This is a genomic window from Paraburkholderia sp. CNPSo 3274, from assembly GCF_024206475.1.
Taxonomy (GTDB): domain Bacteria; phylum Pseudomonadota; class Gammaproteobacteria; order Burkholderiales; family Burkholderiaceae; genus Paraburkholderia.
Genome location: NZ_JAMBPR010000028.1, coordinates 48,338 through 72,254, shown reverse-complemented (window position 1 = coordinate 72,254; position 23,917 = coordinate 48,338). Strand labels below are relative to the sequence as shown.

Annotated in this window: 21 protein-coding genes; 14 read left to right on the top strand and 7 right to left on the bottom strand. The window is 60.1% G+C overall.

What is annotated here, in order from left to right; all coding sequences use genetic code 11:
* Window positions 1-120 precede the first annotated feature (120 nt).
* The 3 genes from M3I54_RS20210 to M3I54_RS20200 all read left to right on the top strand — a co-directional run bounded on the left by M3I54_RS20210 (window position 121) and on the right by M3I54_RS20200 (window position 2,403).
* Window positions 121-1,137 (top strand): aldo/keto reductase, encoded by a 1,017-nt coding sequence (locus M3I54_RS20210; RefSeq protein ID WP_254339132.1) that lies wholly within the window; start codon window positions 121-123, stop codon window positions 1,135-1,137.
* A gap of 9 nt (window positions 1,138-1,146) precedes the next feature.
* Window positions 1,147-1,566, top strand: coding sequence for an SRPBCC family protein (locus M3I54_RS20205; protein WP_254339065.1), 420 nt, complete (start codon window positions 1,147-1,149; stop codon window positions 1,564-1,566).
* A gap of 156 nt (window positions 1,567-1,722) precedes the next feature.
* Window positions 1,723-2,403 (top strand): response regulator transcription factor, encoded by a 681-nt coding sequence (locus tag M3I54_RS20200; protein ID WP_254339063.1) that lies wholly within the window; start codon window positions 1,723-1,725, stop codon window positions 2,401-2,403.
* A gap of 319 nt (window positions 2,404-2,722) precedes the next feature.
* Here the strand turns inward: M3I54_RS20200 and M3I54_RS20195 are convergent, their stop codons facing one another.
* Complete coding sequence (locus tag M3I54_RS20195; RefSeq protein WP_254339061.1) at window positions 2,723-3,073, bottom strand: BON domain-containing protein; 351 nt, start codon at window positions 3,071-3,073, stop codon at window positions 2,723-2,725.
* 326 nt (window positions 3,074-3,399) lie between these two features.
* On the opposite strand from M3I54_RS20195, the gene M3I54_RS20190 reads away from it, so the two are divergent.
* Window positions 3,400-4,182 (top strand): enoyl-CoA hydratase/isomerase family protein, encoded by a 783-nt coding sequence (locus M3I54_RS20190; RefSeq protein ID WP_254339059.1) that lies wholly within the window; start codon window positions 3,400-3,402, stop codon window positions 4,180-4,182.
* A gap of 44 nt (window positions 4,183-4,226) precedes the next feature.
* Window positions 4,227-4,526 carry a putative quinol monooxygenase gene (locus tag M3I54_RS20185; RefSeq protein WP_254339057.1) on the top strand — a complete coding sequence of 100 codons (300 nt, stop codon included), beginning with the start codon at window positions 4,227-4,229 and terminating at the stop codon, window positions 4,524-4,526.
* A gap of 15 nt (window positions 4,527-4,541) precedes the next feature.
* Here M3I54_RS20185 and M3I54_RS20180 read toward each other — a convergent pair whose 3' ends face one another.
* Window positions 4,542-5,648, bottom strand: a complete 1,107-nt coding sequence (locus M3I54_RS20180) for an NADH:flavin oxidoreductase/NADH oxidase (RefSeq protein WP_254339055.1) — start codon at window positions 5,646-5,648, stop codon at window positions 4,542-4,544.
* Between the two features lie 554 nt (window positions 5,649-6,202).
* Here M3I54_RS20180 and M3I54_RS20175 point away from each other — a divergent pair.
* The 5 genes from M3I54_RS20175 (at window position 6,203) to M3I54_RS20155 (ending at window position 13,822) form a co-directional block, all read left to right on the top strand.
* Window positions 6,203-7,108 (top strand): LysR family transcriptional regulator, encoded by a 906-nt coding sequence (locus M3I54_RS20175; protein ID WP_254339053.1) that lies wholly within the window; start codon window positions 6,203-6,205, stop codon window positions 7,106-7,108.
* Window positions 7,109-7,122: 14 nt separating this feature from the next.
* Window positions 7,123-8,586, top strand: coding sequence for a mechanosensitive ion channel family protein (locus M3I54_RS20170; RefSeq protein WP_254339051.1), 1,464 nt, complete (start codon window positions 7,123-7,125; stop codon window positions 8,584-8,586).
* A gap of 135 nt (window positions 8,587-8,721) precedes the next feature.
* The gene (locus tag M3I54_RS20165) at window positions 8,722-9,141 is read left to right on the top strand and encodes a heme-binding protein (protein WP_254339049.1); all 420 of its coding nucleotides are present in this window, start codon (window positions 8,722-8,724) and stop codon (window positions 9,139-9,141) included.
* A gap of 25 nt (window positions 9,142-9,166) precedes the next feature.
* Complete coding sequence (locus M3I54_RS20160) at window positions 9,167-10,888, top strand: FAD-dependent oxidoreductase (RefSeq protein ID WP_309249625.1); 1,722 nt, start codon at window positions 9,167-9,169, stop codon at window positions 10,886-10,888.
* Window positions 10,889-10,936: 48 nt separating this feature from the next.
* Complete coding sequence (locus tag M3I54_RS20155; RefSeq protein ID WP_254339047.1) at window positions 10,937-13,822, top strand: winged helix-turn-helix domain-containing protein; 2,886 nt, start codon at window positions 10,937-10,939, stop codon at window positions 13,820-13,822.
* Between the two features lie 26 nt (window positions 13,823-13,848).
* On the opposite strand, the gene M3I54_RS20150 is transcribed toward M3I54_RS20155, so the two are convergent.
* Window positions 13,849-14,781: a helix-turn-helix domain-containing protein gene (locus M3I54_RS20150; RefSeq protein ID WP_254339045.1), complete on the bottom strand. Its 933-nt coding sequence runs from the start codon at window positions 14,779-14,781 to the stop codon at window positions 13,849-13,851.
* A 240-nt stretch (window positions 14,782-15,021) separates the two neighbouring features.
* Here M3I54_RS20150 and fdnG point away from each other — a divergent pair, with 240 nt between their 5' ends.
* From fdnG to M3I54_RS20135, 3 genes are read left to right on the top strand one after another with little or no spacing between them, the layout of a single operon-like run.
* A complete protein-coding gene (fdnG, locus tag M3I54_RS20145) occupies window positions 15,022-18,090 on the top strand; it encodes a formate dehydrogenase-N subunit alpha (RefSeq protein ID WP_254339043.1) in 3,069 nt (1,022 codons plus the stop codon).
* 9 nt (window positions 18,091-18,099) lie between these two features.
* Window positions 18,100-19,023 carry a formate dehydrogenase subunit beta gene (fdxH, locus tag M3I54_RS20140; protein ID WP_254339035.1) on the top strand — a complete coding sequence of 308 codons (924 nt, stop codon included), beginning with the start codon at window positions 18,100-18,102 and terminating at the stop codon, window positions 19,021-19,023.
* Window positions 19,010-19,660, top strand: coding sequence for a formate dehydrogenase subunit gamma (locus M3I54_RS20135; protein WP_254339128.1), 651 nt, complete (start codon window positions 19,010-19,012; stop codon window positions 19,658-19,660). Before fdxH ends, M3I54_RS20135 begins: the two co-directional genes overlap by 14 nt.
* 18 nt (window positions 19,661-19,678) lie before the next feature.
* On the opposite strand, the gene M3I54_RS20130 is transcribed toward M3I54_RS20135, so the two are convergent.
* From M3I54_RS20130 to M3I54_RS20115, 4 genes are all read right to left on the bottom strand, one after another.
* Complete coding sequence (locus M3I54_RS20130; protein ID WP_254339033.1) at window positions 19,679-19,819, bottom strand: hypothetical protein; 141 nt, start codon at window positions 19,817-19,819, stop codon at window positions 19,679-19,681.
* A gap of 14 nt (window positions 19,820-19,833) precedes the next feature.
* Window positions 19,834-20,832, bottom strand: a complete 999-nt coding sequence (gene cydB, locus M3I54_RS20125) for a cytochrome d ubiquinol oxidase subunit II (protein ID WP_254339031.1) — start codon at window positions 20,830-20,832, stop codon at window positions 19,834-19,836.
* 41 nt (window positions 20,833-20,873) lie between these two features.
* Window positions 20,874-22,268: a cytochrome ubiquinol oxidase subunit I gene (locus M3I54_RS20120; RefSeq protein WP_254339023.1), complete on the bottom strand. Its 1,395-nt coding sequence runs from the start codon at window positions 22,266-22,268 to the stop codon at window positions 20,874-20,876.
* A 216-nt stretch (window positions 22,269-22,484) separates the two neighbouring features.
* The gene (locus M3I54_RS20115) at window positions 22,485-22,856 is read right to left on the bottom strand and encodes a response regulator transcription factor (RefSeq protein WP_375542171.1); all 372 of its coding nucleotides are present in this window, start codon (window positions 22,854-22,856) and stop codon (window positions 22,485-22,487) included.
* Between the two features lie 492 nt (window positions 22,857-23,348).
* Here M3I54_RS20115 and M3I54_RS20110 point away from each other — a divergent pair, with 492 nt between their 5' ends.
* Entirely contained in the window at window positions 23,349-23,798 is a 450-nt protein-coding gene (locus tag M3I54_RS20110; protein WP_254339021.1) for a DUF3331 domain-containing protein, read from the top strand.
* Window positions 23,799-23,917: the final 119 nt, after the last annotated feature.

The following is a 23,917-nucleotide window of genomic DNA, read 5'->3' as shown; positions in this document are numbered from 1 at the left end:
ATTAGGCAGCAGCGCTTTCCACGTCACGGCGCAGCCGGTCGTATGGCTGGTATTGCGGGCGATGCGGCGGTATCGTTCGGTCAACTACAAGGGAGACTCATACCAGACTGGGAGTCAGACATGAGTATTCGAAGCAGTTTGTTGAACGGTCCGCTGGGATTTGGCGCCGCCCCGCTCGGAAACATGTTCCGCAATATTCCCGAGGAAGAAGCGCTGGAAACGGTCGAGTCGGCGTGGCAGCAAGGTGTACGCTATTTTGATACCGCGCCGTTTTACGGCGCGGGGCTCTCCGAGTTGCGCATCGGCAAAGCGCTGTCGAAACACAAACGCGACGACTATATTCTCAGCACCAAAGTCGGCCGCCTGATTCTCGATGAAGTTGAAACCGGTAAGCGGGATTTTGGCGAAAAGGGCGGACTGTTCGAGTTCGCGCTGCCGAATAAAATTCTCTACGACTACTCCGAGCGCGGCACCATGCAATCGCTTGAAGACAGCATGAAACGGCTTCAGGTCGATCGCATCGATTTCGTTTGGGTCCACGACATCGCACAGGACTTTCATGGCGACGCGTGGCTCAAGGAATTCGAAATCGCTCGTACCGGTGCATTTCGCGCTTTGTCGAAGCTGCTCGACGAGGGCGTCATCAAAGGCTGGGGCCTCGGTGTGAATCGCGTCGAACCGATCGAGCTGACGCTCGGGCTCGCGGATGCGAAGCCCAATGGCATGCTGGTAGCGGGGCGCTATACGCTTCTGGATCACGAAGTCGCGCTGCAGCGGTTGATGCCCGCTGCGCTCGAGAAAGGGGTCGATATTGTTGTTGGCGGCCCATATAGCTCGGGCGTGCTGGCCGGCGGCGCGCATTTCGAATATCAGAAGGCTTCGCCGGAAATCCTCGCAAAGGTAGCGCGAATCCAGGCGCTCGCGGAGCGCTACGCGATTCCGGTCAAGGCGGCGGCCTTGCAGTTCGTGCTCGCGCATCCAGCCACGGCCGCGGTCATACCGGGCGCGAGCAGGCCCGAGCGTATCGCGGAAGACGTCGCCGCGCTGAAGGTGCCGATTCCCGATGACTTCTGGCGCGAAATGCGGGAGCAGGGCTTGGTATCGCCGCTGGCGCCGTTACCCATCGACAGCAAGTAGGGGGAGATCATGGCTGAAGCTTTCGCAGCGCTCGACGTCACGTTGCCGGCGGCAAAGGTCTGGCAGTTGATAGGCGGGTTCGGTTCCTTACCTGACTGGTTGCCCTATATTCCGAAGAGCGAATTGACCGATGGCGGCCGTGTGCGTCATCTCTCCAATCCAGACGGTGATCCGATTGTCGAGCGCATGCTTTCGTACAGCGAAGCTTCGCGCAGCTACAGCTATGCAATCCTGAAAGCGCCCTTTCCTGTGACCGATTATGTTTCGACGTTGAGCGTGGTAGACAAGGGCGCAACGGCGTGCCGCGTCGAGTGGTCGGGCAAGTTTGTGCCGGTTGGCGTGACGGAGCAGGAAGCGTCGCGCCTTTTCGCGCAAATCTATGAAGACGGACTTGACGCGCTCAAAGCGCAGTTGGCAAAGAAGACATGATTGCGGCACGTATGGTCTAAATAACTATCATCATACCGATGCGCCGTATTCCAGGTCGTTTGGCGCCTCGCTGATTTGACCGCGCTAATGGGTTTGCATGGCGGTGGCGATAACGCCGGTATATATTAGCTCTGTCGAATCCTTTGGGGCACTTCAGTGAGCGATAAGCATGCTGTCACCCACAGCGGTGAGGCGCCAACTGTCTTCCTGGTCGACGACGACGACGATGTCAGGGAGTCGCTAGAGCAACTGCTAAGGTCGGTGGGAATGAAAGCAAGCGCGTTCTCACGCGGCGAGGCATTGATCGATGCGTTCGAAAGCGGCGCCATTCGCAGTCCCGCGTGTATCGTGCTGGATGTCCGCCTGCGCGGCGCGAGCGGACTGATGGTGCAGCAGGCACTTTCGCAGCGCGGCATTGCGCATCCCGTCATTTTCATCACCGGTCATGGCGACATCGTGATGACGGTGAAAGCAATGAAGGCGGGCGCGGTTAATTTCCTGACTAAACCCTTTCGCGACCAGGATCTGCTCGAAGCGATAGCGGAGGCCGTCGACCTCGATCGGCGACGGATCGAGGATGTCGCGGCGGCACAGGACATCAAAAGCCGCTGGCTCGAATTGACGCCGCGTCAGAGGCAGGTCATGCATTGCGTTGCATGTGGCGCATCGAATCGCGAGATCGCCGACGAGTTGGGCATCACTGAAATCACGGTGAAGATCTATCGCGGCGAGGGAATGCGACGCCTCGGAACAAAAACCCTCAGCGAGTTCCTCTCCAAGGCCGAGATGCTGGGAATCATCGACGGGACGTCGCACGACCTGCTCGGCGCTAATTGACGGATGTGGCCGGGGCGCTGGGTGCCGGATCGCTTTCCGGTTGCCCGACGGAGTCTGTCGCCTTGTCGTCCTTGCGGGGCGCGCTATCGCTTTGTGTCTGCCGGGCATGCCGCCAATGCGGCGTGTAGCTGCTCACATCGGGCCGATAAAACGGCGCTGGACCGTATCCACTTGCGAAAGCGGGTGCGGCGCTAACCGATAGCGTCACGAGAGAAGCCGATATAACGAACGCGATTTTCATGATGCAATTCCGAAAGGCGCCGCGTCGTGCGAACCGGGCGGCGCATACAGCCGTCGCCCAGCCCCCGTACGATGCACATCAGTGACCGGCTTCGCGCATGCGCACGTTGTTGGTCACATTCGATACGCCGGCAACACCAGCGGCGGCAGTGCCGGCGAGCTGAATCTGGTCCTCGTCCGGTACCGTTCCGTCGAGCGTGATCTTTCCGCTGCGCGCGACGACGGTGATGCCGCCCGCGTCGAGATCCTTGGTCTTCGTGAGCGTGCGCCTCACCTGGGTTTCGAGTTGGCGATTCTGGGCCCGAATGGTTTTTTTGCTAACCGTTGTCGATGTGGGTGCCGACGCGTCGGTTTGAGCCAATGACGGGGCGATAGCAAGAGCGGAAGTGACCGTCAAAGCCACGATGGGCAAAAGCTTGCGTAAGAACATCGCTGTGCTCCTTGGAAGAAGGAGGGGTCACGCCTCGTGAGAATGGCGTCTGAATGTCGCCCTCCAGGAGCATTTTCAGCTGCTTCGTTTCCCGAAGTCTTTCCCAATCGCACCGCATTTTAAGCGGCGTATCACTTTCGATCGCACCGGCGCCAGCCGAGCGCGATACTACGACGCTTTACCACTTTTAACTTCCTGTCCCGGTGCGCGGGTGGCATATTGGGCTCAACACCCGGCCCTCAGTTGATCATTCGGCTTGCCCCATCCATTCGCGATGGATGCAGTCTATTCAAAATATTCGACATGCAGACGCGAGAGGCAGATTCATGATCCAGATCGTTCACCCGGCGCAAACCTTGCTCAGCAAGCTCGATGGTTTTCTCCTGGAATTCACGGAATCGAATGCTCGTGCCGATATTGTGTTGCACCGGCCGCCGCTCAATATCGTGAACCTGGAACAGCGCGAACAATTGCGAGTGGTTTTCGAGGCGCTGGACGAAGACCCCCGTGTTCGCGTGATCGTGCTTCGCTCGGCGGGCGAGCATTTTTCGGGGGGCGGTGATCTCAGCGGACTCGCCGAAGCCTCTGCGGAGCGCATTTCGCGGCTGGCGTGGAGCGTATCTGCGCCCGCGCGCTGCGGCAAGCCCGTGATCGCCGCGAATCGCGGCTACTGCTTTGGGGTGGGATTCGAGCTGTCGCTGGCCTGCGATTTTCGTCTTGCAACGGAAACGACGCTCTATGCGTTGTCGGAACAGCGGCTTGGCGAGTTGCCGGGATCGGGAGGCTCGGCGCGGCTTCAGAAGATGGTGGGAACGAGCCGTACCAAGGATATCGTGATGCGTTCGCGCCAGATTCCCGGACCGCAGGCTTATGACTGGGGCATTGCGACCGAGTTCGTGCCCGATAGCGATCTGGAGAGCGCAACCGACGAGATGGTGTCCGAATTGCTCGCGTGCTCGCCGTCGGCGCAGCGCGCGGCGAAGCGCCTTCTGAACGCCATCGACGCCACGTCGCTATCGATGGGGATCGTGCTGGATGGCCATCTCAACGGAAGGCTGCACGATCCTGGCGAGTACCGGGAAAGAATGGAAGCGTTCGGCGAGAAATGATGGCCGGTTGCAGCATTTGCTCAGTGATTTTCGAGGTCTAGTTTATGAATATCAGCGTTTTCGCGAGCATCGTCCCCAAGCCGGAGCATGTTAAGGACGTGGAGGAAGAATTGCTCAGGATGGTGAGCGCGTCGCGCAACGAGCCCGGCAATTTGCGCTACGACCTCTATCGTATTTCGGAAGGGCCAACGAGCTTCCATTTATTCGAGACCTACGATGGTCCTGCCGCAATGGATGCGCACAGGGCGAGCGCGCACTATCAGAACTATCGCGCCAAGGTCGTGAACTGGCTGCTTTCGGCACCCGACGTCAAGGTGCTGACCGCGCTCGAAGCCGCCAGTTAGCGATATTCTCTGCGCTCACTCGCTTTCAAAGAGGTCTCTGAAGCGGCGAGGCTGCGAGCGCAAATAGGGCTTCGGCGCGCGCACATGCGCACCGAGGTCCGCTGCGGCGTGCCAGGGCCAGCGCGGGTCGTAGAGTATCGCTCGGGCCAGCGCGATGAAATCGGCGTCTCCCGTCGACACGATGGCGTCGGCTTGCTCGAAGCCCGTGATTAATCCAACCGCGACCACCGGCATCGAAACGGTTTCTTTGACGGCACGCGCGAGCGGCACCTGGTAATTGGGCCCCACTGGAATCTTTTGGTCGGGGTGCAAGCCGCCGCTCGTAACGTGGACGGCGTCACACCCGCGCGCTTCGAGCGCCGCGGCAAATGAGATGGTCTGCTCGATATCCCAGCCGCCTTCAACCCAATCGGTGCCCGATACGCGCACAGTGACCGGCTTGTTGCGGGGAAAGGCTTCGCGGACCTCGTCGAAGACTTCGAGCGGAAATCGCATGCGGTTTTCGAGCGAGCCGCCGTATTCGTCGCTGCGCCGATTGGAGAGCGGCGAAAGAAATTGATGCAGAAGATAGCCGTGGCCGATATGCAGCTGAATCAGGTCGATGCCGATGCGATGTGCGCGATGCGTCGCGGCGACAAAGGCGTTACGCACACGGCGAAGCCCTTCATGATCGAGTTCGACAGGCGGAACGTAGTTCTCTGCATACGCCACGGGCGAGGGCGCTTCGGTTTGCCAGCCGAGTGCGCGGTCGGGCGGAAATTGACCGGGCTTTTTCCATGGCACCTCCGTTGAGGCTTTACGCCCGGCATGACTCAGTTGAATGCCGACAGGGACATCCGAGCAGTGACGGACCGCCTCCAGCGTGCGCCGCATCGCGGCTTCCGTCTGGTCGTCGTAGAGCCCCACGTCTGCGTAGGTGATACGGCCTTCGGGCACAACGGCCGTCGCTTCGATGGTGAGCAGCGCCGCGCCGGAGATGGCCAGGTGGCCCAGATGCACGACATGCCAGTCGTTCATGCACCCGTGCTTTGCGGAGTACTGGCACATCGGCGCGATGATGATGCGGTTTGCCAACTCGAGATTGCCAACTCTCAGCGGCATAAACAAGGAAGGTTTCGCCAAGATGGCCTCCATACGCGTAGACGTGAATCAGGCAGGGACCAGGATAATGCGGCGCATGGCAGTCGCATAGCCCTACGATGGGTTCGATGCGCGCGGGCAAACCGTATAAGGCTTATACCAAGGTTTAGGATGTTGCCGGATTCGCGATTTTCGAGGCTGGGGCGACGTTGGTTGTTTCGTTCGCCGCTCACGACCACGCTTACCATACGAACGTATAGTGCCTGCACGCAGGGCGGCGATTGACGTATGCCATGGTAGCGTGGACTTGCCTGCAGCGGACGAGTACTCTGAAATCGTCGTGGAGAGCGCCGACATGTGGCTCACGCGGCGGGTCTTCTGGAGTCAGTGAACATGTATCAGTCTGAGCAAGTGACTTTACACAACTGGATCATCGTTTGCAGCGATGCGTATATGGAATTTACCTTCGTCCCGTGGCTCGGTAGAAATGTCTACCGGCGCACCGTCGACTACCGGGACGTCTGTCTGCAATAGCCGACGTATTCACCGTGTGAAAAAGGTTGGACAGGTCATGGCGCAGCCTGCATGTCATTGCAATGAAAGCCACCTCTGAGGATCTCACCATCTTCGTCAGCGTTGTCGAATCGGGTTCGATTACAGCGGCGTCGCAAAGCCTTGGCCTTGCCCCCTCGGCGGTCAGCCGGTCGCTGTCGAAGCTCGAAGAGAAGGTCGGCGCGACCCTGCTCAACCGCACGACGCGTCGCATGCATCTCACCGAGGAAGGCGCGTTCTACCTCGGCCATGCAAGGGAAATTCTGCACCGCATGGAAGATCTCGAAGAGCGTCTCACATGGCGCCTGCAAGCGCCGGTGGGAAGGTTGCGCATCAATGCTGCGTCCGCTTTCATGCTGCATGCGATCGTGCCGCACGTCGGGGAATTCCGCCGCATTTATCCCGACATCGAACTCCAACTCAATACGAGCGAATTCAATATCGACTTGTTGGCCGAGAGCACCGATATCGCGATTCGCGTTGGCGCTTTGAGCGATTCGACGCTGCGCGCGCGGCCGTTGGGCGGGGTGCAAATGCAGGTGGTGGCTAGCCCCGAATACATCGTTCGCCACGGCAACCCAGCGAGTGTTGAGGGCCTGGCTGGTCACTTGCTGATCGGCTTCACGGAACGCGAGCGCCGCTACGTCTGGCCCATGCGCAACGCCGAAGGGAAATGCCTTCAGGTGCGTCCTGCCTTGAGTGCATCGAGCGGCGAGACGATACGCCAACTGGCGCTAGCGGGGCAGGGTATCGCCTGTCTTGCCAACTTCATGACCGCGCAGGATATCGCTGCTGGCCGCCTCGTGAAACTGACGTTCGATGCCCTGAACAATGAACTGCAACCGGTGCACGCGGTGTTCTACCGCAATTTGACGCTTTCCATCCGCATTCAGTGCTTTCTCGACTTCATTCAGTCACGCTTGAAAAACACGCTCGTTGCGCTCGACTGACCCCTGGAGCCCGTGTGGACAATCCGCTGATCTTCGGCTTTGCGCTGGTGGCCATCGACGTCGCGGTGTGGCGCAGCGCCGTGCCGCGCAACGAAGTGGCGAGACTGCTCACGCGGCTGTGCATCTACGGGGCGTTGAGCGCGCTGCTGTTCAATTCGGGGCTGAGTCCTTTCTCCGAGCCGCCGCTCGAAGGCTCGCGCGCGCTGCATGTGGCTGGCGCAGTGCTCGAGATCATCTGGTGGCTGACCGGCGCACGCCTTTTGAGCATCGTGCTCGATACCCTGTTCCTGCCGAAGACGTGGCGCCGTCAACGGCTTTTCGAAGACATATTCGGCGCGGTTGCCTTTCTTGCCGCCGTGGTCGCCTCGCTGGCTTTCGTTCTCGAACTGCCGGTGCGTGGTCTCGTTGCCACGTCTGGCGCGCTCGCGATCGTTGTGGGCCTCGCGATCCAGAGTACGCTCAGCGACGTCTTTGCGGGCATCGTGATCAATACCACCGAGCCATACGAAGTCGGCAACTGGGTTTCCATTGACGGCGTCGAAGGCAAGGTGCTGGAGATGAACTGGCGCGCGACGCATCTGCTGACCGGGCAGGGCGACGTCATCATCGTGCCGAACGCGGTGGCCGCGAAGGCGAAGATCACCAACAGCAGCCGCCCCGCCGCGCTGCACGGTCTGACCATCACGCTCGAAATCACCCCCGAGGCGCGACCCGGTGTCGTGCTCGATGCGCTTCGTCTCGCGCTCGAGGGCGTGCGCGCGGTGCTCGCCGACCCCGCGCCGTCCGTGCTCGTGAAGGGGGCGAGCGTCCAGTCGCTCTCGTACGAAGTGACCGCCTTTGTCGACGACATGGGCAAGAAAGCCGCGGTGGCCAACGAGCTTTACGATCTTTGCTATCGCCACCTCGCAGCGGCGGGGGTCGATCTCAGAGGCCCTGGCGATCCCCGCCCGCACGACCCGGTTGCGGCCTCAGGCGATGGGCGCATCGCCGTACTGCGCCGCGCTCAACTATTCGCCGCGTTGCCACTCGACGAACTCGCGCGACTCGCACAAGGGCTGTCCTGCCACGCATACGAAGCCGGCGAGGTTCTGATCACATCGGGCAGCGTGTCCGACGCGCTCACGATCATCGATTCCGGGGTGCTCTCCGCGGTTGCCAGCAAGGGCGCTGAACAGATCGAGGTTGCGCGGTTCGGGCCGGGCGAAACGTGCGGCGAGGATGGCTTGCTTGCGGGCTTGCCGGCACGCGTGACGGTCACGGCCCTCACGAATGGCGTGATCTATCGCGCGAATAAGGACGCGCTGACACCCGTCTTCAAGAACTACCCGCATATCGTCCAGTCGATGTGCGGACTGCTTTCACGTCGTCAACAGTCGCTCGACAAGCTGGGTACATCAAAGCCTGCCGCCCAGTCGGAAGAGTCGTTCCTCCAGTGGTTGATCGACAGAGTCCGCGAATTGCATGATCTGACGTTTTGAGTCGCGCGAAGCGGCATCGACGTTTCCCGTTGCAAGGTTTTTTTGCGAACTTGCATGGGGTTCGGCGTGAAATAGCCTGTTTGATTATCGTTAGCAGAGCGGCACATGACACGGTACGGATAGCCGAGGGGTGACATGCCACGATCCTACGATAGTCTCACGCTGGAAGATGCGAAGAAGATGGTTTGCGCGGCGGAGGCGCGAGCCTCGAGCCTCGGCATTGCGTACAACATCGCGGTGGTCGACGCGGGTGGACATCTGATCGCGTTTCTTCGCCAGGACGGTGCGCTGATCGGCAGCATCGATCTTGCGATCGACAAGGCGGCGACCGCCCGAATCTTCGACACGGCGACCTCCCATCTGGCGACGCTCGCTCAGTCGGGAAAGCCGCTCTACGGCATACAGGAGTCCAACGCTGGAAAGGTGGTGATCTTTGGCGGTGGTATTCCGGTCGTTTTCAAAGGGAGCGTCATTGGCGCGGTGGGCACGAGTGCGGGAACCGTCGAGCAGGACATCGAGGTTGCCGAGGCGGCGCTCGCCGCGCTCGAATTCTGAAGGCTAATGTCGAAAAGAGGCATCCATGGAAAACGACCGACCGGAAATGACCCGTTGGACTGAACCGGATGCGCCGATATCGGTGCTTTCGAGCCCGCAGGAACAGATGTTTCCGCTGCTGCCGGAGCGCGAAATCGAAAGGGCACGCGCGTTCGGAACGGTGATGAAGTGGCAAGCCGGCGAACTGATGTTCTCGATGGGACACACCGCGCCCGGCCTCGTCGTCATGCTCGAAGGGCATGTGCGCGTGATCCGGCGCGATGCAATGGGGCGCGTCCATCGCACCTTCGAGTATCGTGCGCGGCAGTTCATGGGAGAGATCGCCCAATTGTTCGACCACCCGTGCCTTGGCGACGGCGTCGTCATCGAAGACACGACCGCCATCGTGATTCAATCCGCGGACCTACGCAGGCTGCTGGTCATGGAGGCAGAATTGGGCGAGAAGATCATGCGCGCGCTGATTCTGAGGCGCGTCGGCTTGATCGAGCGCGGCAGCGGCCCCGTGCTGATCGGTGATTCGACCGACGCCCGCCTGATCGCGCTACAGGATCTGCTCAGACGAAATTCGTATCCGTATTCTCTGATCGACGCGCGCGAAGATCCCGAAACGGTGGCGCTGCTGCAACGCCTCTCGGCAACCGAGGCCGATTTCCCGGTCGTCGTCTGTCCGGACGGGACGGTGCTGCGCGCACCGGATGAGAACGAGCTTGCAACGCGTCTTGGCTGGTTGCCCGATTTCGACCCCGCGCATGTCTACGATGTGCTGATCGTCGGCGCCGGGCCCGCCGGGCTTGCGGCGGCAGTGTACGCGGCTTCCGAAGGTTTGTCGGTGGCGATGTTCGACAGCTGGGGCCCCGGAGGGCAGGCCGGCACGAGCGCCCGGATCGAAAACTATCTGGGCTTTCCGGCCGGTATTTCCGGAGAAGCATTGACCGGCCGGGCCTTCATGCAGGCACAGAAGTTCGGGGTCCATATTTCGATTCCGACGCGCGTCAATTCGCTTTGTTGCGATTGCGTCCCGCTCGCGGTGGAGCTCGATGGTGGCAAGCGAATTGATTCGCATACCATAGTGATTGCCTGCGGAGCAGTCTACGCAAGACCGGACATAGAAGGTCTCGGGCGCTTGACTGGCCGGGGCGTGTTCTTTGGATCGTCGCCGGTCGAGGCGAAATTGTGCGAGGGGCTGGAGGTCGTGGTCGTGGGCGGCGGTAACTCTTCCGGACAAGGCGTGGTGTACCTTGCGTCTTATGCGCGCCACGTGCACCTCATCGTGCGTGATCACAGTCTCGCGGAGCATATGTCGCAGTACTTGATCGACCGGATAGCCCGCCTACCCAACGTGACGCTCTATACGGACACGCAAGTGACGTTACTCACCGAAGAAGACGGCGGGCTCGCCGGGGTCAGGTGCGAAGGCGTTCAGGGTGAACTTTCGTTCAGCGTTCGGCATCTCTTTCTCTTTACCGGCGCACAGCCGAATACCCAATGGCTTGACGAGTGCAGCATCAAGACCGACGCCAAAGGCTTCGTATTGACGGGAACAGAGGCGCATGGCGCGCGCGACGAAGGCGGCCACACATTGGAGACGAGCGTAAGCGGCGTGTTTGCGATCGGCGACGTGCGCGCGGGATCGATCAAGCGCGTGTCTGCCGCGGTTGGCGAGGGAGCGGGGGTGGTGTCGCAAATCCACAGCGTCCTTCCCGATCGGCAATTGCGGGCGCAGGAGGCGGTCCGGCGGCCAGGGTGACCATGCTGGTATATTGGCGGGTCTCAGCCAGATATCAGGTGAAGCGTGGTGGCCAGTTATCCGGATGCCGCAGGCGAAGCCTTTCTATTCGGCTCTTTTGAGCTCATACCCGCGCAGCGGATGCTGTTCAATGGCGGCTGTGCGGTGCGTGTGGGCAACCGCGCGCTGGAGATCCTCGTTGCGCTCGTGGAGCGTTGCGGCGAACTCGTCACGAAGCAGGAATTGATCGCGCGGGCCTGGCCGAACACTGTGGTCGAGGAAAGCAACCTCAAGGTGCAAATCGCCGCGTTGCGAAAGGCCCTTGGAGAAGGTCCGCACGATCAGCATTATCTGGCCACGGTGGTGGGCCGCGGCTATCGCTTCGTCGCACCGGTAAAACGGGTATTGCCGGCGCGGGATGAGACGCATGGCGGCGAATGGCCTCGCAGCAGCAACAATATCCCACTGGCGCTGGTGCGGCCACTCGGGCGCGCAGCCGACATTCAATCGTTGCTTAAACCACTGCTTAACTCGCGGCTCGTGACAGTTGCGGGCCCGGGCGGAATCGGCAAGACGACGGTGGCGCTGGCCGTCGCGCGGCAAATGTTCGAAGCAGGCGAGCACGAGGTCTGGTTCGTCGATCTCTCCACGATTGCCGACGCGCATCTCGTGCCCAATGTCGTCGCGGCGGCGCTGGGGCTGGCCGTGCATTCGAACGATGTCGCCTCGGCGCTGGCGAGCTATTTCGCGCTGCGCGAGCGCCCGCAACTCGTCGTGTTCGACAGTTGCGAGCACGTTATCGAAGCCGCCTGCGCCATCGTTGAGCGTATCGTTTGCGCCTCGCCGCGGGTGCTGGTGCTCGCCACCAGCCGCGAGCCTCTGGCGGCTGCCGGCGAGCACGTGTATCGCCTTGAGCCGCTAGCCAGCCCACTGGCCACTGAGGGGCTGACCGCAGACGTTGCGCTGCGCTATCCGGCGGTGCAACTGTTCATGGAGCGTGCGAGCGCGAGGCGCGGAGACTTCGAGCTCAACGACGACGATGCGCCCGTGGTCGCCGAGATTTGCCGGCGGCTCGACGGTATTGCGCTGGCGATCGAACTCGCGGCCACGCGTCTCGATGCATTCGGCCTGCGCGAACTGCTGGGCCTGCTCAGCGACCGCTTTTTCGCGCTCGGGCAGGGACGGCGCACGGCCCCCGAGCGGCACCGGACACTGGCGGCGATGCTGGACTGGAGTCATCAATTGCTGCCCGAGGTCGAGCGGGTCGTCTTGCGCCGCGTGGGGATGTTCGCGGGCAGCTTCGTGCTGCGCTCGGCCGAAGCGGTGGCGACCGGAGGCGGTATTTCCAGCCGCAACGCGATCGACGCGATGGCGAGCCTCGTGGCGAAGTCGATGGTTGCGGCGGACGTGCGTGGCGAAACAGTGCACTACCGGCTGCTCGACTCGACGCGCGACTATGCGCGCCGCAAGCTTGCCGATGCGGGCGAACTGGACACAGTCGCGCGCCGTCACGCCGGACATTTCCTCGACATGTACGCACGCGCCGAGGATCAGTGGAGCACGCCGCCGGAGCGCCGCTGGGCGCAGGAGCATTTGCGTGCGATCGACGACGTGCGCGCGGCGCTCGACTGGGCGTTTGCGGCGCGCGCAGAGGCAGAGCTTGGCGTGGCGCTCACGGTAGCGGCCATTCCGGCGTGGCTGCGCTTGTCGTCGCTCGAGGAGTGCCGCAACCGCGTTCAGCAAGCGTTGTCGAGCATCGACGGCGGCTCGCCCGCATTCGACCGGTACCGCATGAAGCTTCATGCCGCGCTGGCCGCAGCGGCCATGTACACGTGCGGCATGATTCCCGAGGTCGACGTTGCATGGAGAATGGCATTGGCCATTGCGAAAGCGCTCGACGACAAGGAATATCAGTTACGCGCATTATTTGCCGGCTGTTGCGCGCTGGTTTATGAAGGCAAGAACCGCGCAGCCGACGAACTGCTCGAAAATTTCCACTCTGTGGCGGAGGCATCGGGCAACGCCGTCGCGCTTTCGGATGGCGACAGGCTCACCGCGTTCACGTGGCATCACATGGGCAAGCAGGCTGAAACGCGCGAACATCTCGAGCGTGTGCTCAGCCGCCACCTCGCGCCGCTTCAGCGGCCGCAACTCTCGCCGATTCACGTCGACTGGCGTAACGGCTCCAGAACCATCCTGTCGAACGTGTTGTGGCTTCAAGGCTTGGCCGATCAGGCGCTGCGAACGGAACACGAAGCAAGAAGCGACGCGCTGGCCAGCGGCCATTCGTTGACGCTCGGCTATGTGCTCGCGCTTGCATCGGTGCCGATCGCACTACAGGTGGGTGATCTGGTCGCGGCGCAAGCTCATCTCAAGCTTTTGCAGGACCATCTGGCAAAGCACGGGCTCGTCATTTTCGAAGCGATGGCATGTTGCCTGCACGGCGCCGTGCTGATCGAGTGCGGCGAGCCGTCCGGCCTCCCGATACTGCGCGCCGGGCTGGAGCAGTTCAAGCGCGAGCATATCGGTCTGCGCTATGCGATGTACGCGGGAATCTACGCACGCGGGCTGCGAGCGTTTGGGCGCAATGAGGAGGCGCACACGGCAGTCGATGAAGCACTGAGCTGGGCGAACGCGCACGACGAGTTGTGGTGCATGCCGGAACTGTTGCGCATCAAGGGTGAAATACTCGAAGAGACCGACGCACTCGATATGCTGGGCATGTCGGAAAGCCTTTATCAGCAGGCAATTGAACTGTCCTGTCAGCAAGGCGCACCGTCCTGGGCGCTGCGCGCGGCGACGAGCCTCGCTCGACTGAGTCACAGGCTTGGCAAGACGAATCACGCACAAACCGTGCTGGTTTCAGTCTATGAGCAATTCACCGAAGGTTTCGAGACGGCGGACCTCAAGGCGGCGAAAGCGAAGCTCGATGGCCTGCGCAGAACGCGCGTGTAGCGCTTCTGCGTGACGAGCGTGGCCCCTCACGCGACGTTTGCAAGGTTATGCGCTCCCAGCCGCACGGTTGCCCCGTGCTTGCCGCGCCAGCGATGCGGCGTATCGTCAACGTGGCGTCGAAACACGGTCGTGAAGTGCGCTTGCGTACGGAAACCCACGCTAAAGGCAATATCGGCAACGGTCGACTTCGTGGTGGCGAGCAGCGTTTGGGCGTGCTCGATGCGTCTGCGAAGAATGAACGTATGTGGCGAGGTGCCCGTTGCGGCGCGAAAGCGCGCCGCAAAGTGCATGGGCGACAGACCGACCGCCGCGCCCAGTTCGGCCGACGTCATGCTCTGATCGATACGCTGATCGATGAAGTCGATTGCCATCTTCACGCGCCACGCCTCGAGCGGCGAGACAGTGGGCGCGCGAGCCGGTTTGATCGTGGCGCGCAGCACCATGATTTCGAGCAGGCGCGCGAGAATGGATAACGTGATGCCGTCCGCGTAAATCGTGCTCGTGGAGGATTTGCCGTGAATCGCGCGCAAAAGCGTGCCGGTCAGCTTGAATACCAGCGGGTCGCGAAGATGTTGCGGCTCCGACAAAATGGAATCGATATCCGCTATGTCGTCGTTGTCGAGCCATTCGGTGAGCCAGTATGGGGGCACATGGACATGCAGGAAGTCGCTCGGCGTGGCGAAACGCGCATCGATCCGGGAGCCGGCGGGTATCACGAGCGCCGCGCCTCGATCGACGACGCCGTCATGAAATGATACGCCGTCTATCGCCAGCGTCAGGAGCGACTGGTTCAGGCAAAGCGCGACGAGAATGCAACGGCTGTCGATTTGCGTACCCCACGCCTTGGGCGTTCCGCTCGTCCAGCGCAGCACTTCTGGAAGCGCGAAGCCGCGATCCGGTTCACACGATACGGCTTCCGATGACCTTGCATATCGACCGATGAGAAGGGGCGCGTTCATGGATCTATCCTCCGTGTCCGTGCGGGAAAGTATCTGCAAGATATCGCGTGACAACTAGCGCCGGTAGTCTACAGGGGTATGGGGGAGCGCCGTGGAAGCTCCGCAGTATTAAACGAAGGTATAGGAAAGCAGTGAAATAAAAAAAGCGTGCGTTCAGAAAATACGTGGTGACGGGTATCGGGAACAATAACGTGTGTCGTGCCTTTGTGCGGCCGCGAGCAGATCCCCGGGGGAGTCTTCATGGATAACTTGACCCGTCGCCAGTTCCTCAAGCTCACTGCAACCACGTTAGCGAGTTCGAGCCTCGCACTCACCGGGTTTTCGCCCGCTACCGCGCTGGCGGAGGTGCGCCAATACAAGCTCATGCGCACCACTGAGGTGAGAAACACCTGCACGTACTGTTCGGTGGGCTGCGGGATCTTGATGTACGCACTGGGCGACAACGCCAAAAACGCCAAAGGCAGCATCATCCATATCGAAGGCGACCCTGACCACCCTGTCAATCGCGGCACGCTATGTCCGAAGGGCGCAAGTCTTCTCGACTTCGTGCATAGCGAAGCGCGGCTCAAAATTCCCGAATACCGCGCGGCCGGATCGGACAAGTGGGTGCCGATCTCCTGGAATGACGCGTTCGACCGCATCGCCGCGCTGATGAAAGCAGACCGCGACGCGAATTTCATTCATCGAACGGACGAGGGCAAACTCGTCAACCGCTGGGTCTCCACCGGATTTCTCGCCGCTTCGGCCGCGAGCAACGAGGCCGGCTATCTCACCCATAAAGTCGTGCGCAGCCTGGGGATGCTCGCATTCGACAACCAGGCGCGTGTCTGACACGGCCCGACGGTGGCAGGTCTTGCCCCGACGTTCGGCCGCGGTTCGATGACGAATCATTGGGTGGATATCCGGAATGCCGATGTCATTCTGGTCATGGGCGGCAATGCGGCCGAGGCGCATCCATGCGGATTCAAATGGGTGGTCGAAGCGAAGGCGCATCGCGGCGCACAGCTCGTGGTGGTCGATCCACGCTTTACGCGTACCGCTTCGGTGGCGGATTACTATGCGCCGATCCGCACCGGAACCGATATCGCTTTTCTGGGCGGCGTCATCAACTACCTGCTGACGAACGACAAGATCCAGCACGAGTACGTAAAGCACTACACGGATTTCAGCTTCATCGTCAGGGAGGACTTTGCATTCGATAATGGGCTTTATTCGGGCTACGACGCCGACAAGCGATCGTATGACAAGAGCACCTGGGAATACGAACTCGACGATACCGGATTCGTGAAGACCGACGCGACGTTGTCGCATCCGCGGTGTGTCTATCAGTTGATGAAAGGACACTTCTCGCGGTACACGCCGCAGATGGTGGAAAGAATCTGCGGTACGCCGCAGGAGAAGTTCGTGCACGTCTGCGAAATACTTGCCAGCACCGCGGCGCCCAATCGTGCCGGGACGCTTCTGTATGCGCTCGGCTGGACGCATCACTCGACCGGCTCGCAGATCATCCGCACCGGCGCCATGGTCCAACTGCTGCTCGGCAACATCGGCATCTCGGGTGGCGGTGTGAACGCCTTGCGCGGTCACTCCAATATCCAGGGTTTGACCGACCTCGGACTATTGAGCGAGATGTTGCCGGGTTACATGGTGTTGCCTTGGGAAGACGACCAGGACTACGAGGCTTATATCCAGCGCCATGCGCTCAAACCTCTACGTCCCAATCAATTGAGCTACTACCAGAACTACCGGGCTTTTTTTGTCAGCATGATGAAGTCCTGGTGGGGCGACGCCGCGACGAAAGAGAACAACTGGGCCTACGACTATCTGCCGAAGCCGGATAAAACCTATGACCTGATTCAAAACGTCGAGTCGATGAGCCAGGGAAAGATGACGGGCTACGTCTGCCAGGGTTTCAACATGATTGCTTCGGCGCCGAACAAGGCCAAGGTCTTCGAGGGGCTGTGCAAGCTCAAGTGGCTCGTCATCATGGACCCGCTCGCCACGGAAACGTCTGAGTACTGGAAGGACTTTGGCGACTATCACAAGGCCGATCCGGCGAAGATCCAGACCGAGGTGTTCCGGCTGCCTACCACTTGTTTTGCGGAAGAAAACGGCTCGGTGGTCAGTTCTTCGCGCGTTCTTCAGTGGCATTGGAAGGGCGCTGAGCCGCCTGGCGACGCCCTCGGCGATGCCGAGATCATGTCGAACATCTTCACGCGGATGCGGGAGCTGTATCGCAACGAAGGCGGAGCGTATGCCGAGCCGATACTGAAACTCAGCTGGCCCTATGCGAACCCGCAAAGCCCCACGCCCGAGGAACTGGCCAAAGAGTACAACGGGTCGGCGCTATCGGACCTTGGCGATTCGCACAACGCTGGCGCGGTCGTTGTGAGAGCCGGCCAGCAACTCTCAGGCTTTTCGCAACTTCGCGACGATGGCAGTACCGCGAGCGGATGCTGGATCTTCTGCGGCGCGTGGACGGAAGCGGGGAACATGATGGCGCGCCGCGACAATAGCGATCCCACCAATATCGGGCAGTCGACTGGCTGGGCATGGGCGTGGCCCGAGAATCGAAGAATCCTCTATAACCGGGCTTCCTGCGACCTGAATGGGCAACCGTTCGATCCGAGCCGGACGATCCTCAAATGGAATGGGAGCCAGTGGATCGGCGCGGATATTGCCGACTACAAGGAAGACGAAGCGCCTTCGCTTGGCATGGGGCCTTTCATCATGAACCCGGAAGGCGTGGCTCGCTTTTTCGCACGACGGCAGATGAAAGAAGGACCGTTCCCGGAGCACTACGAGCCCTTCGAAACGCCCATCGGTTTCAATCCGCTCCACCCGGACCATCCCGATGTCACGAACAACCCGGTTGCGCGCGTGTTCGCGCGTGACAGAAGGGATTTCGGCACGGCCGCCGAGTTTCCGCATACGGCCACGACGTATCGATTGACCGAGCATTTCCACTTCTGGACGAAGCATGCGCGCCTGAACGCCATCATCCAGCCGGAGCAATTCGTCGAGATTGGCGACGAACTTGCCGACGAACTGCGGATCGTTTCGGGAGATAGCGTGAAGGTGTCGTCCAGGCGCGGTTACATCGTTGCAATCGCCCTCGTGACGAAGCGCATCCGGCCGCTCATGGTGGAGGGGAAAAGGGTTCACACGGTAGGCGTGCCGCTTCATTGGGGCTATAAGGGGCTCGCCCGGCCCGGCTATCTCGCCAACATCCTGACCCCATCGGTCGGCGACGCGAACACGCAGACGCCGGAGTTCAAGTCCTTCCTCGTCAAGGTCGAAAAGGTATGAGGTGCAAACGTGTCCCTGCAATCACTGGATATCAGGCGGTTATCCGCCACGACCGTGCCACCGCCTGGCGACCGGAATCCTGTCACCGGCACGGTGGCCAAGTTGATCGACGTTTCGAAATGCATAGGGTGCAAGGCATGTCAGACCGCGTGCATGGAGTGGAACGACCTGAGAGACGAGATTGGCGAGAACGTCGGAGTCTACGACAATCCGCGTGATCTATCGGAGCACTCGTGGACCGTCATGCGTTTCACGGAATACGTCAATCCCAAAGGGGATCTGGAGTGGCTCATCCGCAAGGATGGCTGCATGCACTGTGAGGATCCAGGGTGTCTCAAGGCCTGCCCGTCGCCGGGCGCCATCGTGCAGTACACGAATGGCATCGTCGACTTTCATGAAGAGAACTGCATTGGCTGTGGCTACTGTATAGCCGGATGCCCGTTCAATATACCGAGGCTCTCGAAGACCGACCATCGCATGTACAAGTGCACGCTCTGCTCGGATCGTGTTGCCGTTGGTCAGGAGCCTGCCTGCTCGAAGACCTGCCCGACCGGGGCGATCATGTTCGGGACCAAGGAAGACATGAAGGCGCAGGCTGCCGATCGAATCGTGGATCTGAAACGACGCGGTTTCGAGAATGCAGGACTCTATGATCCGTCCGGTGTAGGGGGAACGCACGTCATGTATGTCCTCCATCACGCGGATCAGCCGTCTCTCTATCACGGTCTGCCCGACCGGCCGCGAATCAATCCACTCGTCATGGTGTGGAAAAGTATTGCCAAGCCGCTGGCTCTGGCGGTGCTGTTTCTTACAATTTTGACGACCTTTTTTCACTACGTGCGGATCGGGCCAAATAGGGTACACGAGTCCGATGAGGAAGCTGCGCGCGCAGATATCGAGGCCAGCAAGGAGGCAAAAGATGAGCAGCAATAACGGCAGGTCCGATTTCCTGATCGAGCGTTATAACGCCAACGAACGTACCGTCCACTGGATCACGGCGTTGAGCTTCATCTTGCTCGCGCTGTCAGGTCTTGCGCTGTTTCATCCGGCCATGTTCTGGCTTTCTGCGCTGTTTGGCGGCGGACAGTGGATGAGAATCCTGCACCCGTTCATCGGCCTCGTCATGTTTTCGGCGTTCTCTTGCCTCGCGATTCGCTATTGGCGCCACAATCTCATCGAACTCAGCGACATTCAATGGCTTCTTCGTATTTTGCTGATTCTCCAGAATCGCGACGAAGGACTTCCCGAGGTGGCCCGATACAATGGCGGCCAGAAGATGCTTTTCTGGACGCTGTTGCCCTGCATGATCGCGCTGCTGCTCTCGGGCATCGTCATTTGGCGTCGCTATTTCTCGGCGTACTTCGCCATTGACGTCCTTCGCTTTGCCGCGTTGGTACATTCGCTCGTTGCATTGGTCTTGATCCTGGCGATCACGGTGCATATCTACGCCGGAATATGGATCGACGGCACGCTGGGTGCGATGCTTCACGGCTATGTCACGCCGGGGTGGGCGAGAAAGCACCACCCGCGGTGGTTCCGGTCAGTCATCAAGTCACAGAATCTGAAGTGATCGAGCGTTCAGCCGCCATCAACGTTGCAAAGCCACGACGAGAAAATGAAAGGGCATGGCGAGCAGGACGGTGAAAACGAAGCCGAGCAGCCAGAGTATGGCGAACCACGTCATACGCTTGCCAAGGGTCTGCTGCTCTTCGTGAGGGGTATCCGACATGGTTCTATCCTCCGTCAATGATACTGGCTATCTTGCGAGACTTTTCCGCGGAATACCCAGTAGCCCACAGTCGTATAAACGACGATGATCGGGATGATGATCACTGCGCCAACGAGCGCAAATATCTGACTCGACCGGGGTGAAGCCGCCTGCCACAACGTTATGGAACGAGGAATGGCGTAGGGCCAGATGCTGATCAGGAGTCCAAGGTAGCCGAGAAGAATCAGAACGTTGCAAAGCACGAAGGGTGCAAAATCCGAGCGTCTTTTGACTGCGCGGTACATGCCGACCGCCGTCACCGCAACGAGAATCGGGACCGGATAGAGGCTATAGCGGAACGAAGAACTGAACCATCGCGCGGCGACTTCGGCGTCCGTGAGCGGCGTCCAGATGCTCACGACGACGATGAACGCCAGCAACGCGAGTGTCATTGGCCAAACGATCCCGAAGAGGCTGTCTTGCAGTTCGCCCTCCGTCTTCATGACGAGGTAGGTGGCGCCTTGCAGCGCATAGGTCACCATGAGACCCATGCCGGTGAGGAAGCTGAAGGGGGAAACCCAGAAGAACGGGTCACCCGAGAACACACCGTCTTGCACGGGAATACCCTGGAGGTAGGAGCCGAGGATCACCCCTTGAAAGAATGCAGCGCCAGCGGATCCGCAGATGAAGGCGAGACTCCAAAGATTCTTCGTCCGGTTGGCCTTGCCGCGCAGCTCGAATGAGACGCCGCGAAAAATCAGGCACACGAGCATGAAGATGATCGGCAAATAAAGCCCCGAGAGCGCGACGGAGTAGACCATTGGAAATGCGGCGAACAACGCAGCTCCGCCCAATACGAGCCACGTCTCATTGCCGTCCCATACCGGGGCGATGCTGTGCATCAGCATGTCCCGGATGGAGTCCGAGGGGAAGAACGGGAAAATCATGCCAATGCCCAGATCGAACCCGTCGAGGACGATATACATGAAAAGACCAATGGCGATAATGGTTGCCCAGACTACCGTGACATCCATGGCAGGCTCCTGAAGGATTGCGCATCTGGCTTGGCATACGACTACTCGGTGGCCGCGGCGAGTGGACGGCGGCCGCCCGCTGCGGGGTGATCCGCGACTTTGGCAGGCGCCGCGGATTCGCCTTCCAGAGGCGGACCGGAGTAGATAAGCTTGAGGATGTAATAGACGCCCGTGCCGAAGACGAGCACATAAACCATGAAGAAAACCAGCAGGGAAACGCCCGCGCTCTGGGCAGTCACAGGCGAGACGGCATCTCTCGTTCGCAATACGCCGAATACGACCCAGGGCTGGCGGCCCGCTTCGGTGGTAATCCAGCCGGCAATGAGCGAGACGATACCCATTGGGCCCATGATGACGGTGAGCCATTGGTAAGCGCGAAACTCGAAGAGTCTTGCGCCGCGCCGAAGGAGCGCGCCCAGGAGCGCCGTGAGGATCATCAGTACGCCGAGCCCCGCCATGATCCGGAACGTCCAGAAAATCAGGCTCGAATTCGGGCGATCTTCCTTGGGAAATTCCTTGAGCCCGCGAATTTCACCGTCCCAGCTATGCGTGAGGATCAGGCTGCCGAGATGAGGAATTCTGATCGCATAGCGTGTCACTTCCGCATTCATATCGGGAAAGCCGATGAGATTGAGCGCCGTGCCGCCTTTTTCCGTTTCCCATAGTCCTTCAATCGCAGCGATCTTTACCGGCTGGTAGCGACGGGTGTTCAACCCATGCTGGTCGCCAACGAAGGCTTGCACAGGTGCGAGAAAGAGGAGCAGCCAAAGCGCCATCGAATACATGGTCTTGACTTCCGGGTCGCGCCGCCCGTGCAAAAGATGCCACCCGCCCGTCGCGGCAACGACCAGCGCGGCGACGATAAACGCCGCGATCGTCATGTGCGCGAGGCGATACGGAAACGACGGATTGAAAATGACGGCGAGCCAGTCCACCGGAACGACATGTCCGTCCTCGATCTTGAATCCCTGTGGGGTTTGCATCCAGCTGTTGGATGCGAGAATCCAGAAAGTGGATATGAGCGTTCCAATGGCAACGAGCAGCGTTGCCGCAAAGTGAGCCTTCGCGCCGACCTTTTCCCAACCGAACAACATGATTCCAAGGAATCCGGCTTCGAGAAAGAAGGCGGTCATCACCTCGTAGGTGAGAAGCGGACCGGTAATCGGTCCGGCAAAGCGGGAGAACCCCGCCCAGTTCGTGCCGAACTGGTAGGCCATGACCACACCGGAAACGACACCCATGCCGAAGCCAACGGCGAATATCTTCGCCCAGTACATCGACAATGCCTTGTAGTGCGGCTTGCCTGTCTTCAGGTAGCACGCCTCGAGAACCGCAAGGAAACTCGCGAGACCGATACTGAGCGCGGGAAAAATGATGTGGACGGATACGGTGAAGGCAAACTGAAGCCGTGACAGATCGAGCGCGTTGGCATCCATCGTGAGCACCTTCTGGCAGGATGAGCGGACCGCATCCGGTCCGACATCAGCACACTAGCGCGCCACGACAGCGTTGGAAACAGTACCGCGGTATGCGAAATGCGGCACACAATGCCACTGACCTATACCGTCGTATAGGGATGAAGTGCAACTGGCGTTAAAACGACGGATGGCACGAGGCGATCGAATGAAGCGATCGATGTGGCGCGCCAGATTTCAGGCCCGACCGATCGTTTCTCGAACCTTTTCGATTATTACGCTCGAGTCAACCGGCTTCTCGAGATAGGCAAGTGCGCCGTTGGCGAGCGCCACGGATTCGTCCTGCGCGGTTGGGTAAGCGGTAATGAAGATCGTTGGCGGCGCATTGCCTTGCGAGCGCAACTGCGCATGCATTTCCAGGCCCGACATTCCCGGCATGGTGACGTCCGAGATGAGGCACCGTGTTTTGTGCACGGCGCCTGAACGGAGGAACGCGTCGGCTGAGTCGAAAGTCAAGACTTCCCATCCCATGGCTCGAATGAGACTCTCGATTGATTCCCGAACCGACTCGTCGTCCTCGACTATGGAGACAAGAGCGACTGGAGTCACGCGATCCCTCGGACGGACTGCCCAGGCGGAGTGCGGCAGTCCTGCTGGTTGTTAGACTTTCGCATTGCAGGATAGTCCGGTGTAAGAGGCACGGTAACCATACAAAGGTATAAAAGTGCGCGAGATATCGGCCGTTTCTTTCATTCAGCCGACTCGATGGCTAACGACGCGCTGCAACAAATTGCTCGTACAAGGAGCAACCGGGTTTGAGCCGGATTCAATGCCAAAACGTTATTGATCGTTTCGGCTTCTCAAAGGTTAAAGATCGGTGAGTATGTAAACGTTATTTACATCAGAGCTATTTGAGCCAGTCGAAAGCGTTCCTCCAGCACGGCATTAAACGAAGGTATAGGGTTGCAGAAAATTCATGCGCGCGGCACAACCCTTTGTAGGGCTGTCTCATCGCGACGATCGGCGATACCTTGGCTACACGCCGCACCGGCTCATCGAACCGGCTCGCAGGACGTGATTGCCGAGTGAAAGGAGGTGCCGATGTTGACCAATACAAACTTCGTCGATCCGTGGATTCGCACGATAGGTCTGCTGTCGATACCGGGGGCTTCGGAAATCGTCGACGTGGAGCCTGTTCCTCTTGCGAAATGCCGGCACCGCGCGGAAACCAATGTTTCGGACTGGCGTCCATTCGTACGTATCATCGACCGGCCAAGCGCGCACTCGATGACGATCGACTGGCGCGACCCGACCAAATGCTGCTACCGGGAGCAACTGTGGGTGGCCGCGCATTCCCGGGTGAACGGCCGTTGCGCGATGAGCGGCAAGCTGATCTCGCCCGGCGACGAGATCTATCGTCCGCGCCCAACGCGACCGGCACCGAGGAACGTTGGCGCGATGATACTCGCTTCGGCCGTGGAGGCCTGCTGCCCGCGCTGCGCGCAGGAAGAATGGAACGTAGACGCCTCCGGATTAACGGCGTTACGTTAAAAGAAGATTTGCTCTCAGGTAGTCAATGCACTGCAATCTTTCCATTCCGATGCATTGGATAGCGCAATTGATCGATCGGCAGTCACGAATCGCCGTTGTTCCAGAATATTCCACGCCAT

What these genes read in the sequence shown, in the direction of transcription:
- M3I54_RS20205 (WP_254339065.1), top strand. Translation starts at nt 1,147, where the DNA reads ATGGCTGAAGCTTTCGCAGCGCTCGACGTCACGTTGCCGGCGGCAAAG.
- M3I54_RS20175 (WP_254339053.1), top strand. Translation starts at nt 6,203, where the DNA reads ATGAAAGCCACCTCTGAGGATCTCACCATCTTCGTCAGCGTTGTCGAA.
- M3I54_RS20185 (WP_254339057.1), top strand. Translation starts at nt 4,227, where the DNA reads ATGAATATCAGCGTTTTCGCGAGCATCGTCCCCAAGCCGGAGCATGTT.
- M3I54_RS20110 (WP_254339021.1), top strand. Translation starts at nt 23,349, where the DNA reads ATGTTGACCAATACAAACTTCGTCGATCCGTGGATTCGCACGATAGGT.
- M3I54_RS20160 (WP_309249625.1), top strand. Translation starts at nt 9,167, where the DNA reads ATGGAAAACGACCGACCGGAAATGACCCGTTGGACTGAACCGGATGCG.
- M3I54_RS20210 (WP_254339132.1), top strand. Translation starts at nt 121, where the DNA reads ATGAGTATTCGAAGCAGTTTGTTGAACGGTCCGCTGGGATTTGGCGCC.
- M3I54_RS20130 (WP_254339033.1), bottom strand. Translation starts at nt 19,819, where the DNA reads ATGTCGGATACCCCTCACGAAGAGCAGCAGACCCTTGGCAAGCGTATG.
- M3I54_RS20190 (WP_254339059.1), top strand. Translation starts at nt 3,400, where the DNA reads ATGATCCAGATCGTTCACCCGGCGCAAACCTTGCTCAGCAAGCTCGAT.
- M3I54_RS20195 (WP_254339061.1), bottom strand. Translation starts at nt 3,073, where the DNA reads ATGTTCTTACGCAAGCTTTTGCCCATCGTGGCTTTGACGGTCACTTCC.
- M3I54_RS20165 (WP_254339049.1), top strand. Translation starts at nt 8,722, where the DNA reads ATGCCACGATCCTACGATAGTCTCACGCTGGAAGATGCGAAGAAGATG.
- M3I54_RS20120 (WP_254339023.1), bottom strand. Translation starts at nt 22,268, where the DNA reads ATGGATGCCAACGCGCTCGATCTGTCACGGCTTCAGTTTGCCTTCACC.
- M3I54_RS20150 (WP_254339045.1), bottom strand. Translation starts at nt 14,781, where the DNA reads ATGAACGCGCCCCTTCTCATCGGTCGATATGCAAGGTCATCGGAAGCC.
- M3I54_RS20135 (WP_254339128.1), top strand. Translation starts at nt 19,010, where the DNA reads ATGAGCAGCAATAACGGCAGGTCCGATTTCCTGATCGAGCGTTATAAC.
- cydB (WP_254339031.1), bottom strand. Translation starts at nt 20,832, where the DNA reads ATGGATGTCACGGTAGTCTGGGCAACCATTATCGCCATTGGTCTTTTC.